The sequence below is a fragment of the Streptomyces sp. JH34 genome (assembly GCF_029428875.1).
In the GTDB taxonomy this organism is placed as follows: Bacteria; Actinomycetota; Actinomycetes; order Streptomycetales; family Streptomycetaceae; genus Streptomyces.
In genome coordinates this window covers 5,388,723-5,402,494 of sequence record NZ_JAJSOO010000001.1, presented here as the reverse complement: position 1 = coordinate 5,402,494, position 13,772 = coordinate 5,388,723, and the positions used below count along the sequence as shown (strand labels likewise).

General features: G+C 69.4%; 14 protein-coding genes and 1 pseudogene. 3 read left to right on the top strand and 12 right to left on the bottom strand.

Annotated features, from left to right (window positions below):
* Window positions 1–38 precede the first annotated feature (38 nt).
* From LWJ43_RS24240 to LWJ43_RS24225, 4 genes and pseudogenes are all read right to left on the bottom strand, one after another.
* Window positions 39–800 carry a hypothetical protein gene (locus tag LWJ43_RS24240; protein WP_277334323.1) on the bottom strand — a complete coding sequence of 254 codons (762 nt, stop codon included), beginning with the start codon at window positions 798–800 and terminating at the stop codon, window positions 39–41.
* 72 nt (window positions 801–872) lie between these two features.
* The gene (locus LWJ43_RS24235; RefSeq protein ID WP_277334322.1) at window positions 873–1,166 is read right to left on the bottom strand and encodes a hypothetical protein; all 294 of its coding nucleotides are present in this window, start codon (window positions 1,164–1,166) and stop codon (window positions 873–875) included.
* A 72-nt stretch (window positions 1,167–1,238) separates the two neighbouring features.
* Window positions 1,239–2,197 (bottom strand): annotated as a pseudogene (locus tag LWJ43_RS24230) (RpnC/YadD family protein).
* A 225-nt stretch (window positions 2,198–2,422) separates the two neighbouring features.
* A complete protein-coding gene (locus tag LWJ43_RS24225; RefSeq protein ID WP_277334321.1) occupies window positions 2,423–2,860 on the bottom strand; it encodes an ATP-binding protein in 438 nt (145 codons plus the stop codon).
* A 163-nt stretch (window positions 2,861–3,023) separates the two neighbouring features.
* Between LWJ43_RS24225 and LWJ43_RS24220 the strand changes: the two genes are divergently transcribed.
* Both LWJ43_RS24220 and LWJ43_RS24215 read left to right on the top strand, forming a co-directional pair.
* Window positions 3,024–3,902, top strand: coding sequence for a helix-turn-helix domain-containing protein (locus LWJ43_RS24220; RefSeq protein ID WP_277334320.1), 879 nt, complete (start codon window positions 3,024–3,026; stop codon window positions 3,900–3,902).
* On the top strand, window positions 3,899–4,108 hold the full coding sequence (locus tag LWJ43_RS24215) for a DUF397 domain-containing protein (protein ID WP_277334319.1): 210 nt from the start codon (window positions 3,899–3,901) through the stop codon (window positions 4,106–4,108). The genes LWJ43_RS24220 and LWJ43_RS24215 overlap by 4 nt, the downstream gene beginning before the upstream one ends.
* A 71-nt stretch (window positions 4,109–4,179) precedes the next feature.
* Here the strand turns inward: LWJ43_RS24215 and LWJ43_RS24210 are convergent, their stop codons facing one another.
* The 8 genes from LWJ43_RS24210 to LWJ43_RS24175 all read right to left on the bottom strand — a co-directional run bounded on the left by LWJ43_RS24210 (window position 4,180) and on the right by LWJ43_RS24175 (window position 12,369).
* A complete protein-coding gene (locus LWJ43_RS24210; protein ID WP_277334318.1) occupies window positions 4,180–4,521 on the bottom strand; it encodes a hypothetical protein in 342 nt (113 codons plus the stop codon).
* Between the two features lie 105 nt (window positions 4,522–4,626).
* Window positions 4,627–5,541 carry an RNA polymerase sigma-70 factor gene (locus tag LWJ43_RS24205; protein ID WP_277334317.1) on the bottom strand — a complete coding sequence of 305 codons (915 nt, stop codon included), beginning with the start codon at window positions 5,539–5,541 and terminating at the stop codon, window positions 4,627–4,629.
* Window positions 5,542–5,628: 87 nt separating this feature from the next.
* Entirely contained in the window at window positions 5,629–6,192 is a 564-nt protein-coding gene (locus tag LWJ43_RS24200; protein ID WP_277334316.1) for a GNAT family N-acetyltransferase, read from the bottom strand.
* 155 nt (window positions 6,193–6,347) lie between these two features.
* Window positions 6,348–7,406, bottom strand: coding sequence for a LacI family DNA-binding transcriptional regulator (locus LWJ43_RS24195; RefSeq protein ID WP_277334315.1), 1,059 nt, complete (start codon window positions 7,404–7,406; stop codon window positions 6,348–6,350).
* The gene (locus LWJ43_RS24190) at window positions 7,391–9,067 is read right to left on the bottom strand and encodes a glycoside hydrolase family 13 protein (RefSeq protein WP_277334314.1); all 1,677 of its coding nucleotides are present in this window, start codon (window positions 9,065–9,067) and stop codon (window positions 7,391–7,393) included. Before LWJ43_RS24190 ends, LWJ43_RS24195 begins: the two co-directional genes overlap by 16 nt.
* A gap of 99 nt (window positions 9,068–9,166) precedes the next feature.
* Window positions 9,167–10,063, bottom strand: coding sequence for a sugar ABC transporter permease (locus tag LWJ43_RS24185; RefSeq protein ID WP_277334313.1), 897 nt, complete (start codon window positions 10,061–10,063; stop codon window positions 9,167–9,169).
* On the bottom strand, window positions 10,060–11,076 hold the full coding sequence (locus LWJ43_RS24180) for a carbohydrate ABC transporter permease (RefSeq protein WP_014156612.1): 1,017 nt from the start codon (window positions 11,074–11,076) through the stop codon (window positions 10,060–10,062). Before LWJ43_RS24180 ends, LWJ43_RS24185 begins: the two co-directional genes overlap by 4 nt.
* Before the next feature lie 21 nt (window positions 11,077–11,097).
* Window positions 11,098–12,369, bottom strand: coding sequence for an extracellular solute-binding protein (locus LWJ43_RS24175; RefSeq protein WP_277334312.1), 1,272 nt, complete (start codon window positions 12,367–12,369; stop codon window positions 11,098–11,100).
* 359 nt (window positions 12,370–12,728) lie between these two features.
* Between LWJ43_RS24175 and LWJ43_RS24170 the strand changes: the two genes are divergently transcribed.
* The gene (locus LWJ43_RS24170; protein ID WP_277334311.1) at window positions 12,729–13,772 is read left to right on the top strand and encodes a LacI family DNA-binding transcriptional regulator; all 1,044 of its coding nucleotides are present in this window, start codon (window positions 12,729–12,731) and stop codon (window positions 13,770–13,772) included.

Genomic DNA, 13,772 nt, shown 5'->3' with positions numbered 1-13,772 from the left:
CCTCGGCCGGTGCACCCGGCCCCGGCCGGCCGTCCCGCTCAGCCGGTGCGCCAGGGCCAGTGCGGGTCCTCCCAGCGGGCGGGCCCGGAGATGCCGAGCAGCCGTACGCAGTGGCGCAGTTCCTCGGAAGCTTCCTGGGAGTCCAGACGTGCGGGGGCGTGCAGGGCCAGCCAGGCGCTCAGCTCGCCGATCAGTTTCTCGTCGTGCACCCAGGCGTACCAGGGGAGTTCGCCTCCCAGCAGGTCGTACTCCCAATGGTCCACGGCTTCCACAAGCCTCCGGTCGGACGTGGGGTCGACCGCCCTCTCCCATTCGGCGAGCCAGGGAGCCACCGCACCCGAGGCCTCGGCGCACAGGGCGAAGACTTCGTACGCCGGGACGGCGGGGTCGGGGGCCGTGAGACTGTCGGCCCACCACGCGTGCAGGAACTCCCGCACGGATGCGGCCTGCGGGGCGGGCCACTGCTGCCATCTGCCACGTGCGAAGGACTGGCCCACGTCCCCCATGTCGAAGAGCGGCTCCACCCGGCCGTCGACGAGAGCCGCTGCGAACCGGGGCAGTATGCGGCGCAGTACGGCCCCGTGATCGCGCCAGTCGACCGCCTGCCAGGTGCGTCGCAGCAGGTCGGGGTCGAGTTCCACGTCGGGTGTCTTGAGCTGGGCGAGTTCCTCCGCGCTGCCCCAGTGACACTCGCAGTTGTTCTCGTCCGGGACGGCCGTCATCCCACCGAAGGTGGTGGCGAGGTCGGCGAGCGCGGCGTCGAGACGGAGGCGGGATGGTGTCCGGCCGGTCTGGGTCATGGGCTGTCGCCTTTGTGACTCCGGACGGTCGCGCCGACCGAAGAGCGCCACGTTACAGGCTTCCGAGCCGGCTCACTGCTCGGACGGCCCGTCCTCACCGAAGATCTCTTCGGCGGTGGCGACCACGGCGGAACGGAGCAGCCACCGGCGCAGGAGTTCCGGGTCGCGGCAGGCGGTGATCTTCTCCCGGGTGGCATGGGCGACGTCGACGCGACGCGCACCGAGAACGATCAGGATGTTCTCGGCCCGGCCCTGAGCCCGGCCCTCTTCCCGGCCCTGAGCCCGGCCCTCTTCCCGGCCCTGCGCGCGGCCCTCCTCCCGGATCTCCTCGGAGAGGGGTGAGACGTAGAAGGAGAGATCAGCCATGCGTTTTCTCCGCTCTTGTGCGGGCGAGAGACCTGCGCCCGGCGCACAGGGGCGCCGGCACCGACGTCGGTACTACCGGTCGACGGGGGCTTGCTCGTCAAAGATCTCGTCGGAGGTGGTGACGAACGCCGCACGAACCAGCCACCGGCGGAGCACGTCCGAGTCACCGCAGGCGGTCACCTTCACGCGAGTGGCGTGGGTGATGTCGACACCACGCGCGTCAAGGACGAGCAGCACATCCTCGGCGGCCCTCTCGACGTGGCCCTCGGCACGGCCTTCGACGCGACCTTCGACGCGACCTTCGACGCGACCTTCGACACGGCCCTCGACGCGTCCCTCGTCCCGGATCTCTTCGGACAGCGGCGAGGTGTAGAAGGAAAGATCCACGGCCACCAGATTCCTCCACTGTTGTGCGGCCGGGCGGTTGCCCAGGCCTTGTGCGATGAATTCGACGAAGGGTCCTACGATCACATCCGGTGCGTCGCGCAGAGCGACGGACATCGTCTTCAGTATCGCATCGACGTCCGGATTGTCAGCGTGTGTGATCGCCGAGAGCGTGGCGAGCGCGAGGTCTTTTCGCGCCTCTGCCACGTTCGTGATGACGGGCATGTTGTGGGGTCCCGCCACGAGGGGGCGGGTCGTGACTGTCGGCCATTGGGGCAGGCCGATGGTGAGGGGACGGGCCGCCCATGCGGCGGTGGCGTGATCCTGGCAGATCACGAGGAGCAGCACCGGGATCCGGTACTTGTTGTTGAGGTACGTGACGTAGTAGGGCCAACTGGCCGTCTTGCCAGGGTCCTTCTTGCCCTGGGCTTCGACGATGAGGAGGAAGGGCCCGCCGTTCTGCGTCTCGATGCGCAGGAGGGTGTCGACGCGCCGTTCGAGCGGTTCGGTCTCGGTGAGGTCGACGGTCAGGGGCTTGCCCGCCCCGAGGGCGGCAGGTCGAGCCCGAGGACGCCGGAGAGCCGGGAGAAGAGGCCCGGGTCTTCCTGGAAGATGCGGTGCATCGCTTCGTGGGGTGCGCTGACCATGGAGTTCCGTTCGGGATCAGGCGGTGTGGACAGGTCGGTCTGCTGGGTACCCATCGGGAAGCCTCTGCTTCCTCGTCGGTCCAGGCCCTCGATCGGGGTGCCGATGGAGGCGAGCATATGCCCGGTAATACGTACTAAATCCAGCTCAGTTGCGTCATGTCACCCGCGTGAGTGACAGGCGGGTCGAGCCGGGCACCTCGGGGCTCCGCGCCCCAGTGGCGGTGATCACCGGACGAGGTCGAGTTCGGCCCAGACCGTCTTGCGCAGGGCAGGTCGGGCGTCAACGCCCCAGCGGTCCGCGAGCGCCCCGACGATCAGCAGGCCGCGCCCCGATTCGGCTTCCCAGTCGGCCTCCACGACGGTTCCGGGCGCGGGAGGCAGCCGTTCGCCCCGGGCGTCGGTCACCTCGATGCGGAGGACCGCGTCACGGTGGACCGCCAGGCGCAGCCGGAAGTCCCGGCCCTTCACGCGGCCGTGCAGGACAGCGTTCGTGGCCAGCTCGGCAACGATGTGCGCGGCCGGCCCGGTGGGCAGCCCCCAGTCCCCCAGATGCGCTGTGGAGAGCAGACGGGCGAGCCGGGCGCCCCGACGGGTGGGAGAGAGCAGAACGGTGAACTGCCGGGTGGGAGCGGAATGTTCGATTCGGGTGATTTCTTGGGTCACATCACTCAGCGTGGTTCCCCTTGCCTACCGTGAGAACCGAAAAGCCGGTTACGTCCGGTGATTGTCCCGTCGCTGTCCAGTGTTGTCCCGGCTGTCCGGGGTGACTCGGGAGGGACGACCGAGGTTGGTGCAGGAACGGCAGGCGCATCGGAAGTGGGTACGGATGAGCGTGGACGAGACCGTCACGGAGCGCGGCGACGACGGTGCGGACGAGCCCGGCTGGGACGTGGACCCCGATGACGAGTCGGGAGCCGCCATGGCGGCGACGGTGGGCCGCCAGATCAAGGCCTGGCGGGAAGCGGCAGGCATGCGGGCCGGCGAGTTCGGGGCTGCGATCGGGTACGGGGAGGACCTGGTCTACAAGGTCGAGGGCGGCCGTCGCATCCCCCGCCCCGAGTTCCTGGACCGGGCCGACGAGGTGCTGGGGGCGGGCGGCAAGCTCGCACTGATGAAACGGGAGCTGGCGGAGGTCCGGTACCCGAAGAAGGTGCGGGATCTGGCGAGGCTGGAAGCGCGGGCTGTCGAACTCATGGCGTACGGGGACCACAACCTGCACGGCCTGCTACAGACCGCCGAGTACGCGCGGGCACTCTTCGAGATGCGGCTTCCCGCGTACGAGCCGGATGCGGTCGAGCAGGCAGTCGCCGGGCGCGTGGCCAGGCAGGCGATCTTCGAACGAGCCCCAGCTCCCGCTCTCAGTTTCGTTCAGGAGGAAGCAACCCTGAGGCGCCCACTCGGGGGCACAATGGTTCTACGCCGCCAGCTCGAACACCTCCTTTCCATCGGCCAGTTGCGTCAGGTCTCCATCCAGGTCATGCCGATTGCCCGCGAAGAACACGCAGGAATGCAGGGAGAGACACAGGTGCTGAAGTTCAAGGACGGAACGGCTCTGGGACGCTCCGAGGGGGCGTTCAACGGCCGGGCGGTGTCCGATCCGAAGCAGCTTCGAATCCTTGAGCTGCGGTATGGCATGATCCGGGCCCAAGCTCTCCCTCCTCGGGAGTCGCTGGCCTTCATCGAGCAACTTCTGGGAGAAACATGATCAGCGAGCTGCCCGCCGAGGGCGTTCACGAACTGCAGTGGTCCAAGAGCAGCTACAGCAGCAACAGCAGCGAGGCCGACTGTGTCGAGGTGGCGACCACCCCCGGCACCGTGCACATCCGCGACTCCAAGGACGTTCGCGGCCCCCGCCTCGGTTTCGCCCCTACCACCTGGGAAGCCTTCGTCACGTACGCCTCCCAGAACTGACAGCGGGAGCGCAGCGGTCGCGTACGTACGGTTCCCTCAGGTATGCCCCTGAGGCTGTCCGGAGCACCGGGTTACTCCTTCCACGCGACGGCCACGACTGCTGCGGCCGCTGTGAAGGACCCCACGGCGTAGAAGGCCCACGCCCGCTTGTTGCGCATGCCGACCAGTGCGGTCACCGCCACCAGGACGTCCAGGGCCAGTTTCACCCCCATCTTCGCCTCGTCGACCGGCAGGTCCTGGGATATCCGGGTCCAGATGAGTCCCGCACCGGTGACCAGCTGGACGACCGCGCTGCTCAGCATGTAGCTGCCGGCCACCGGGTCCTTCCCTCTCAGCTGGAAGAAGACGCCACCCATGAGCGCGGCGAACCCGAAGAGGTGGAAGACGAGGAACACATACCGAAGGATCTCCATGCGGACGGCCTCTCTCCGGAGTCGGACGAGTCGGTGGTTCTTCACGTGGGGACGAGGTCCGCTGCTGCGCGGGGTTCCCCCAGTCGCCCTTGCGCTACGAGTGATTCATCGCAAGGTGAGCGGTGTCTCGGAGGCGATGCGAGACAGCTTCTCGGGGTTGCGGACGACGTAGAGACCGGTGATGCGGCCCGCTTCCACGTGGACCGCGACGATGCTGTCCAGCTCACCGTCCAGGTGGAGCGCGAGCGCCGGGCTGCCGTTGACCATGGTGCGGCCGAAGGTGATCGGGATCGTGTTCCGGCCGAGGCCACCCGCCAGCAGGCGGGCCACCTTGTCGGCTCCGGCGATCGGCCGTGGCGCGGCGCGCTTCACGCCGCCGCCGTCGCCCATGTAGACGACGTCGGGCGCGAGCACGTCGAGCAGCTCCTGCAGGTCCCCGCCCTCCAGTGCCCGCACGAACGACTCCACGGCCTCCCGCGTCTGCCGCTGGGAGACCACAGTGCGCGGCCGCCGGGCATCCACGTGACGGCGTGCGCGGTGCGCGATCTGGCGAACGGCTGCCGGGGTCCTGTCGACCGCTGCCGCGATCTCGTCGTAGCCGACGTCGAAGACCTCGCGCAGCACGAAGACGGCCCGTTCGGTCGGTGACAGCGTCTCCAGGACCAGCATCACCGCCATCGACACGCTCTCGGCGAGTTCGACGTCCTGGGCCACGTCCGGTGTGGTCAGCAGGGGCTCCGGCAGCCACGGGCCCACGTACGACTCCTTGCGCCGGGACATCGTGCGCAGCCGGTTGAGCGCCTGCCGGGTCGTGATCTGGACCAGGTACGCGCGCTGGTCGCGCACCTGGTCGAGGTCGACCCCGACCCACCGCAGCCAGGTCTCCTGAAGGACGTCCTCGGCATCGACCGCCGAGCCGAGCATCTCGTACGCGACGGTGAACAGCAGGTTGCGTTGGGCGACGAAGGCCTCGGTCGCCCGGTCGACGACGTGTTCCTCACTCGTGCGGTTCTCCGCCATGACGATGTCTCCCTCGTTCCGAGCGGTTCGAGCGGTTCGGGCTCAAGACACCACCCGCACGCCCTCTGTGACAGCGTGTGACCCGGATCACCTGGCGTGTACGGGTAGCCGGCCGCCGCGACCGAGGGTCGCACCGAACCACTGCTCCGCGCCGTACTCCTCGAACCGCTCGACCTCCGTGAACCCCAGCTTCGCCGCGAGGCGCATCGAGCGGGTGTTGGCGGTCTGGGTGCAGAGGACGACCGGCTCTCCGGGAAGCACGCCGGCGAACCAGGCGAGTGCCGCCGCGCACGCCTCGGCGGCGTATCCGTGCCCCCATGCCTCGGGCAGGAAGGTGTAACCGAGTTCGGCCTCCCCGGCGTCCGGGCTGATGTGCCCCGGGCGTTCCGCGTCGCGCCGGTCGAGCGCGACCATGCCGATCATCGCTCCGTCGAGTTCGGTCACGAAGAGGCCGGGGCGCCGCCCGGGCACCTCGGGCACCGCGCGTTCGAGCTCGTCACGCGGGCGGGGTCCACCGAGGTAGGTGCGCACCTTCGGCGAGGCGAACAGCTCGATGAACCCCGCGCGGTCCCGGGCCTCGGACTCGCGGACCACGAGCCGTTCGGTCCGTATCGGGGCGGGTGGCCAGGCGACGGCTCCGAGTCCGGTCATGGCGGGGAACCTATCGCGCCTTCGGCAGTGATAGCGGATGAGCCACGAAACCGCACCGCCGGTGGGCCAGTTGAGAGCGTTGTCGGCCGGCGTGCGGAGGGGCCGGGTCCCCCCTCCGGACCCGGCCCCTCACACTCCCCTGTTCGCGCGCCCGTTCAGGCGCCCGGCGCCGCCGCGGTGGACCCCCGGACCACCAGCTCCGGCTGGAACACGTACTCCGTGCGCTGCACGGGGCTCCCGGCGATCTCCTCCAGCAGCGCGCCCACCGCCGCCGCCGCCATCGCCTGCACCGGCTGGCGCACGGTGGTCAGGGGCGGGTCGGTGAAGGCGATGAGCTGGGAGTCGTCGAAGCCGACCACAGAGACGTCCCTGGGGACGTCGAGTCCTCTCCCCCGCGCCGCCCGGACGACGCCGAGCGCCATCAGGTCGCTGCCGCAGACGATGCCGGTGCAGCCGCGGTCGAGGAGTGCGCCCGCCGCGACCTGGCCGCCCTCGACGCTGAACAGGGTGGAGCAGACGAGGAGCTCGGCCTCGTCACGGTCCATGCCCAGCAGGGAGACGGCCGCGTCGAGGAAGCCGTCCGCCTTGCGCCGGGACGGCACGTAACGCTGCGGCCCGATCGCCAGGCCGATCCGCCGGTGCCCGAGTTCGGCGAGGTGGCTGACGGCCATGCGTACGGCGGCCTGGTCGTCGGGCGAGACGAACGGGGCGCTGATGCGTTCGTTGTAACCGTTGATCAGGACGAACGGCACGCCGCGTTCGGTGAGCGCGGCGTAGCGCGCCGGGTCGGCCGAGGTGTCCGCGTGCAGCCCGGACAGGAACACGATGCCGCCCACACCGCGCTCGACGAGCTGTTCGACCAGCTCGTCCTCGGTGGCGCCCCCGGGCAGCTGGGTGCAGAGCACGGGCGTGTAGCCGTGCCCCGCGAGCACCTGCTCCACGGACTGGGCGAACGCCGGGAAGATCGGGTTGACGAGTTCGGGCGTCACCAGCCCGATCAGCCCCGCGCTGCGCTGCCGCAGCCGTACGGGGCGTTCGTAGCCGAGGATGTCGAGCGCCGCGAGCACCCGCTGACGCGTGGTGTCCGCGACGCCCGGCTTCCCGTTCAGGACTCGGCTGACGGTGGCCTCGCTGACCGCGGCCTGACCGGCGATGTCGGAGAGCCGCAGCGCCGGTCCGGTCCTGGGTGCGGGGACGGTCACACCGTCCACCACACCGTGGTGTCGGCGGGCAGCTCGACGGTGGTGCCGTCGACGGCGACCGGGCCGCTGGCGAGCAGCAGCGTGCCGGGGGCGGCGACGCGCACCGGCGCGCCCGTCGTGTTGACGGTGCAGACGAAGCCGGGGCGGCCGAGGGCGAGCACGCCTTCGGGGGCGTCCAGCCACTCGACGTCCGTGCCGGCGCCGAGGCCCGGGTGCTCGCGCCGGGCGGCGATCGCGGCCCGGTACAGCTCCAGCGTGGAGCCTTCCGTGCCGGTCTGCGCCTCGACCGAGAGCTCGCCCCAGCTGTCGGGCTGCGGGAGCCAGCTGCCGCCGCTGCCGAAGCCGTACGAGCTGCCCTCGCGGGTCCACGGGATCGGGACGCGGCAGCCGTCGCGGTAGCCGTCCTGACCCTCGGCCCGGAAGAAGGACGGGTCCTGGCGGGCCTCGTCGGGCAGGTCGGTGACGTCCGGGAGGCCCAGCTCCTCGCCCTGGTAGACGTACGCGGATCCGGGCAGCGCCAGCATCAGCAGGGTCGCCGCGCGTGCCCTGCGCAGTCCGAGCTCGCGGTCTCCGGGGGTGCGGATCTGGGTGCCCAGGCCCGGCGGGTTGGCGAAGCGGGTGGCGTGCCGGGTGACGTCGTGGTTGGAGAGCACCCAGGTGGTAGGGGCGCCCACCGGACGCATCGCGTCGAGCGAGGAGTCGATGACGGCGCGCAGCTCGGCGGCGTTCCAGGCGGTGGACAGGTACTGGAAGTTGAAGGCCTGGTGCATCTCGTCCGGGCGCACGTAGTTGGCCGTGCGCTCGACGGTGGGGGTCCACGCCTCGGCGACCAGGACGCGGTCGCCGGAGTACTCGTCGAGGACGGTGCGCCAGCTGCGGTAGATCTCGTGCACACCGTCCTGGTCGAAGAACGGCATGACGTCGTTGCCCAGCAGTTTCAGCTGGTCGTGCGATCCGAGGTCCGGCAGGCCCTCCGCCTTGACGAGGCCGTGGGCGACGTCGACGCGGAAGCCGTCGGCGCCCATGTCGAGCCAGAAGCGCAGGATGGAGCGGAACTCGTCCGCGACGGCCGGGTGTTCCCAGTTGAAGTCGGGCTGCTCCGGCGCGAAGAGGTGCAGATACCAGTCGCCGGGGGTGCCGTCCGGGTCGGTGGTCCGGGTCCAGGCGGGTCCGCCGAAGATGGACTCCCAGTCGTTGGGCGGGAGTTCGCCGTCGGTGCCCTTGCCGGGGCGGAAGTGGTAGCGCTCGCGCAGGGCGGAGCCGGGGCCCTCGGCGAGGGCGCGCTTGAACCACTCGTGCTGGTCGGAGGAGTGGTTGGGAACCAGGTCGACGATGACGCGCAGGCTCAGACCGTGGGCCTCGCGGATCAGGGCGTCGGCGTCCAGCAGGGTGCCGAACATCGGGTCGATGGCCCGGTAGTCGGCGACGTCGTAACCGGCGTCGGCCTGCGGGGAGGCGTAGAAGGGGCTGAGCCAGACGGCGTCGACACCGAGGTCCCGGAGGTACGGGAGCCGCGCGGTGACACCCGCGAGGTCCCCCATGCCGTCGCCGTTTCCGTCGGCGAAGCTGCGTGGGTACACCTGGTAGATCACCGCGTCCTGCCACCAGCCGGTGCGGTGGCCCGGGGCGTCGTCGGACGTGCCGGTGGAGGGGGCAGCGAGGTGCTGGGTCATGTCGTCCCTGGGGTGTCTGGGTGGGGAGCGGCGCCGGTACCTGGTCGGGGATCCGGCGCCGCCGTGACGTTGCGTGCGGTCGTGCGGGGACTGGGTGCGTCAGCCCTTGACGGCTCCGGCGGACATGCCGGTGACCAGGTGCTTCTGCGCGAACAGGAAGACCAGCGCGGCCGGGATCGCGATGAGCACGGACGCCGCGGTCATCGGGCCCCACTGGGCTCCGTACTGGTTGACGAACTTCTGCAGTCCGCCGGCGAGCGTGAGGTTCTCGTCACCGACCATGAAGGCGGAGGCGTAGGCCACTTCGCCCCAGGCGGTGATGAAGGAGTAGAAGGCCGTGACGGCGAGGCCGGGCTTGGCGAGCGGCAGGATGAGCCGCCAGAACGTGCCGAACGGGGTGAGTCCGTCGACCTGTCCCGACTCGTCGATCTCGCGCGGGATCGTGTCGAAGAAGCCCTTCATCATCCAAGCGCAGAAGGGCACCGAGATGGTGAGGTAGGTGATGACGAGCCCGGCCGGCTGGTTGAGCAGGCCCATCGTCGACATGATGTTGTAGATCGGCACGATGAGGACGGCCACCGGGAACATCTGGGTGACGAGCAGCGTCCACATCAGCCCGCGCTTGCCGGGGAAGCGGAAGCGGCTGACGGCGTAGCCGGTGGTGGCGGAGACGAAGACGCCGATGACGGTGGAGAGCCCCGCGACGATCACGGAGTTGCCGAACCAGGCAAGGAACTCGGTGTCCTTGATCAGGTTGCTGTAGTTCTCGAACGTCGTCTCTTTGAAGAAGTCCGTGGTCGACGCGAACTTCGCGGGCTTCAGCGACGTCAGCAGGACCCAGAGCACCGGGAAGACCGCGATCACCGAGGTGACGATCAGCGTGAGGTGCAGGGCCACGGACGCGGCCGGCGAGCGGTCGCCCCGGCGGCGGACCTTGCGGGCGTCGTGCCGGGCGGAGGTCGCGGCGGTGGCGGAGGGTGCGGTGGCGGTGGTCACCAGTTGTCTCCCTGCGTGCGGAGCACTCGCCGGTACACCATGGCGAAGAGCATCAGGAGTACGAGGATCAGCACGCCCCAGGTGGAGGACTGCGCGAAGTCGCGCGGGCTGATCTCGAAGGAGAATTTGTACGCCTGGGTGACCAGGATCTGCGTGGCCTCACCGGGTCCGCCGCGGGTCAGCAGGAAGATCACCGGGAACATGTTGAAGGTCCAGATGGTGGAGAGCAGGACCACCGTGGTGGACACCGGACGCAGTCCGGGGAGCGTGACGTGGCGGAAGCGCTGCCAGGCGGTGGCGCCGTCCATCTCCGCGGCCTCGTACTGCTCGGCGGGGATCGACTGCAGTCCGCCGAGGAGGGCGACCATCATGAAGGGCACGCCGAGCCAGACGTTGACGGCGATGACGGAGAACTTCGCCCAGGTGGGGTCGTTCAGCCACGGTATGCCGTCGATGCCGGCGCCGCCGAGGATCTTGTTGAGCAGCCCGTTGTTCTCGTTGTAGAGGAAGCGCCAGGCGAAGACCGACACGAAGCCGGGGATGGCCCAGGGAAGGATCAGGGCCATGCGGTAGGCGGAGCGGCCGACGATCCTGCGGTTGAGGATGTTGGCGAGGGCCATGCCCAGGCAGAAGGTGATGGTCACACAGGAGACCGTCCACACCAGGGTCCAGCCGAGCGTCCCGAGGAACTGGTTGCCGGTCAGGGCGTCGGCGTAGTTGTCCAGACCCACGAACTCGTAGGTGGCGGGCATCTCGTTGACACCGATGGACCGGGCGACGTTGCGCTCGTTGGCGTCGGTCATCGACAGCCAGATGCCGCGGACCAGCGGGTAGCCGATGATCACGCCGATCACGAGCACGACGGGGGCGACCATGGTCCAGGCGTACCAGTGGACCGACAGGGCACGCCGGAACCTGCTCGGCGGTGGGGGGTTACCAGTACCGCGGCTCCGGCCGCGGGCGACGTCGTCGCCCGCGGCCTTCGCCACCGACTGGCTGGTGTGGACAGCCATCAGCCGGCCTGCCTTCCTGAGTTACTTCCAGCCCTTGAGGAGCTTGCGGTAGGAGTCGCCGGTCGCCTTCGCGGCCTTGTCCGGCGTGGTCTGGCCGGTGAGGACCTTGGTGTACTCGACGTTCAGCGGGGCGAAGAGGCTGCCGGTCTCCGGGATCCACGGACGCTCGACGGCGGTCTCGACGACGGGCTTGAAGAACTGGACGATCTCGCTGTCCACGGCCTCCTTCTTGGAGTACGCGGAGGTGCGGGTCGGCAGCAGGTTGAGCTCACCCGCGGTCTGGGCCTGGGCCTCGACCGAGGTCATGTACTCGACGAACGCGTAGGAGGCGTCGAGGTTCTTGGAGCCCGCGTAGACACCGAGGTTGTGGCCGCCCTGCGGAGCGCCCTGGCCCGCGGAGCCGGCCGGCACCGTGGAGATGCCCAGGTTCGCCTTGTCGGTGAACTCCTTGCCGGTCAGGGTGTCGGCCACGGCCCAGGGGCCGTTGATCATCATGGCGACGTCGCCGTTCTTGAACGACTGCATCATGTTCTCCCAGCCGTCCGTGGCGTCGGTCTTCGCCGTCCCGGAGTCGACGAGGTCCTTCACGACACCGAACGCCTTGACGCCCGCGGCGTTGTCCACGGTGACGGTCTTCGCGTCGGCGTCGACCAGGTCACCGCCCTCGCCGTAGAGGAAGGAGAGGAAGTAGTACGAGTCGTCGCCGCGCAGGTAGAGGCCGGTCTTGCCGGTCTTCTTCTTGATCTTCTCGGCGACGGTCTTCAGGTCGGCGATCTTCGCCGGCGGCTCGACGCCCGCGTCGGCGAACATCTTCTTGTTGTAGAAGATGCCCATGGAGTCGATCACCTGCGGGACCGCGTACGTCTTGCCCTTGTACTTGGTCGAGGCGGCGGCCTGCTTGAGGAAGTCGCCCTCGTCCTTGAGCGCCGCGGTGCCGTCCAGCGGGGCCAGGTAGCCGAGGTCGGCGAACTCGGGGGTCCAGGCGACCTCGGAGCGGATGACGTCGGGGGCGCCGGAACCGGCCTGGGCCGCGTTCTTGAACTTGTTCTGCGCCTCGCCGAAGGGAACGTTGACGTACTTGACGTCGACCTTCGGGTGCTTCTTCTCGAAGCCCTCGGCGATCTTCTTGAAGACCTTGTCCTCGCTGCCGACGTTCGAGGTGTCCCACCAGGTCACCGTGCCGGAGAGCTCGCCCGAGCTCTTGCTGCCGCCGGACTCGTCGTCGCCTCCGCAGGCGGTCGCCGCGAGCGCCAGGGTCGCGACCAGGGCGGTGGCCGTTATGCCACGTCGCATCTGAACTCCTTCAACTGCCGTACCGCTCCGTCGCGGCGCCGGGTCGACGTGAACGTAACAAGGATGAAAGACGACCGAAAGACCTTGCGGAATATTTCTGCAAGCACTGCTGATCGTTACATTGGCGTGTCCGCAAGGTTGCCGTCAAGCCTCTTGACGGAAGCCCTTCCGCCCTGCCCATGCCTGGCCAGGCCCGGCGCAGCGCGGTACGACGATCGGACCGCACATGACTGAAGGGGCCCGCAAGGACTTGCAAGATGTTGCCGCGGGAAGACCGCCGACCGGTGCCCACCGGGGCGCTACGGCCGAATCCCGCGCACGGTGGGCAATCCGACACGCGCCCGGTACAGTCCATTGCCATGACCGCACGGCTTGCCGATATCGCAAATCAGGCGGGGGTCAGCGAAGCGACGGTCAGCCGCGTACTGAACGGCAAGCCCGGTGTCGCAGCGGCCACCCGCGAATCAGTCCTCGCGGCGCTCGACGTCCTCGGCTACGAGCGCCCCGTCCGGCTGCGCCGGCGCAGCGCGGGTCTCGTCGGCCTGATCACGCCCGAGCTGGAGAACCCGATCTTCCCCGCGCTGGCCCAGGTCATCGGCCAGGCGCTCACCAGGCAGGGCTACACGCCGGTGCTGGCGACGCAGACGCCGGGCGGCTCGACCGAGGACGAGCTCACCGAGATGCTCGTCGACCGCGGGGTCTCGGGCATCATCTTCGTCTCCGGACTGCACGCCGACACGTCGGCCGACATGCAGCGCTACGAGCAACTGCGCGCCCAGGGTGTTCCCTTCGTCCTGGTCAACGGCTTCTCCCCCAAGGTGCAGGCTCCCTTCATCTCTCCGGACGACCGTGCGGCGATGCGGCTCGCGGTGACGCACCTGGTGGCGCTCGGGCACCAGCGCATCGGACTGGCGGTCGGGCCGAAGCGCTTCGTCCCGGTCCTCCGCAAGATCGAGGGGTTCCACGCCACGATGCGGGAGCAGCTGGACCTCACCGCCGACGCGGTGGAGCAGCTGATCCAGCACTCCCTGTACACGCTGGAGGGCGGCCAGGCGGCGGCCTCGGCGCTGATGGAGCGCGGGTGCACCGCGGTGGTGTGCGCGAGCGACATGATGGCGCTCGGCGCCATCCGGGCGGCCCGCAGGCTGTCGATGGAGGTCCCGCGCGACCTCTCCGTGGTGGGCTACGACGACTCGCCCCTCATAGCGTTCACCGATCCGCCGCTCACCACGATCCGGCAGCCGGTGACGGCGATGGGCCAGGCCGCGGTGCGCACCCTGCTGGAGGAGATCGGCGGCACACCGGCTCCGCACAGCGAGTTCGTCTTCATGCCCGAGCTGGTCGTACGCGGTTCAACCGCATCGGGCCCGGGTCCTTCCTCCCCGGCTCCCGCCCGCCGGTGA

What these genes read in the sequence shown, in the direction of transcription:
- LWJ43_RS24170 (WP_277334311.1), top strand. Translation starts at nt 12,729, where the DNA reads ATGACCGCACGGCTTGCCGATATCGCAAATCAGGCGGGGGTCAGCGAA.
- LWJ43_RS24200 (WP_277334316.1), bottom strand. Translation starts at nt 6,192, where the DNA reads ATGACCGGACTCGGAGCCGTCGCCTGGCCACCCGCCCCGATACGGACC.
- LWJ43_RS24220 (WP_277334320.1), top strand. Translation starts at nt 3,024, where the DNA reads ATGAGCGTGGACGAGACCGTCACGGAGCGCGGCGACGACGGTGCGGAC.
- LWJ43_RS24210 (WP_277334318.1), bottom strand. Translation starts at nt 4,521, where the DNA reads ATGGAGATCCTTCGGTATGTGTTCCTCGTCTTCCACCTCTTCGGGTTC.
- LWJ43_RS24205 (WP_277334317.1), bottom strand. Translation starts at nt 5,541, where the DNA reads ATGGCGGAGAACCGCACGAGTGAGGAACACGTCGTCGACCGGGCGACC.
- LWJ43_RS24190 (WP_277334314.1), bottom strand. Translation starts at nt 9,067, where the DNA reads ATGACCCAGCACCTCGCTGCCCCCTCCACCGGCACGTCCGACGACGCC.
- LWJ43_RS24235 (WP_277334322.1), bottom strand. Translation starts at nt 1,166, where the DNA reads ATGGCTGATCTCTCCTTCTACGTCTCACCCCTCTCCGAGGAGATCCGG.
- LWJ43_RS24215 (WP_277334319.1), top strand. Translation starts at nt 3,899, where the DNA reads ATGATCAGCGAGCTGCCCGCCGAGGGCGTTCACGAACTGCAGTGGTCC.
- LWJ43_RS24240 (WP_277334323.1), bottom strand. Translation starts at nt 800, where the DNA reads ATGACCCAGACCGGCCGGACACCATCCCGCCTCCGTCTCGACGCCGCG.
- LWJ43_RS24180 (WP_014156612.1), bottom strand. Translation starts at nt 11,076, where the DNA reads ATGGCTGTCCACACCAGCCAGTCGGTGGCGAAGGCCGCGGGCGACGAC.
- LWJ43_RS24175 (WP_277334312.1), bottom strand. Translation starts at nt 12,369, where the DNA reads ATGCGACGTGGCATAACGGCCACCGCCCTGGTCGCGACCCTGGCGCTC.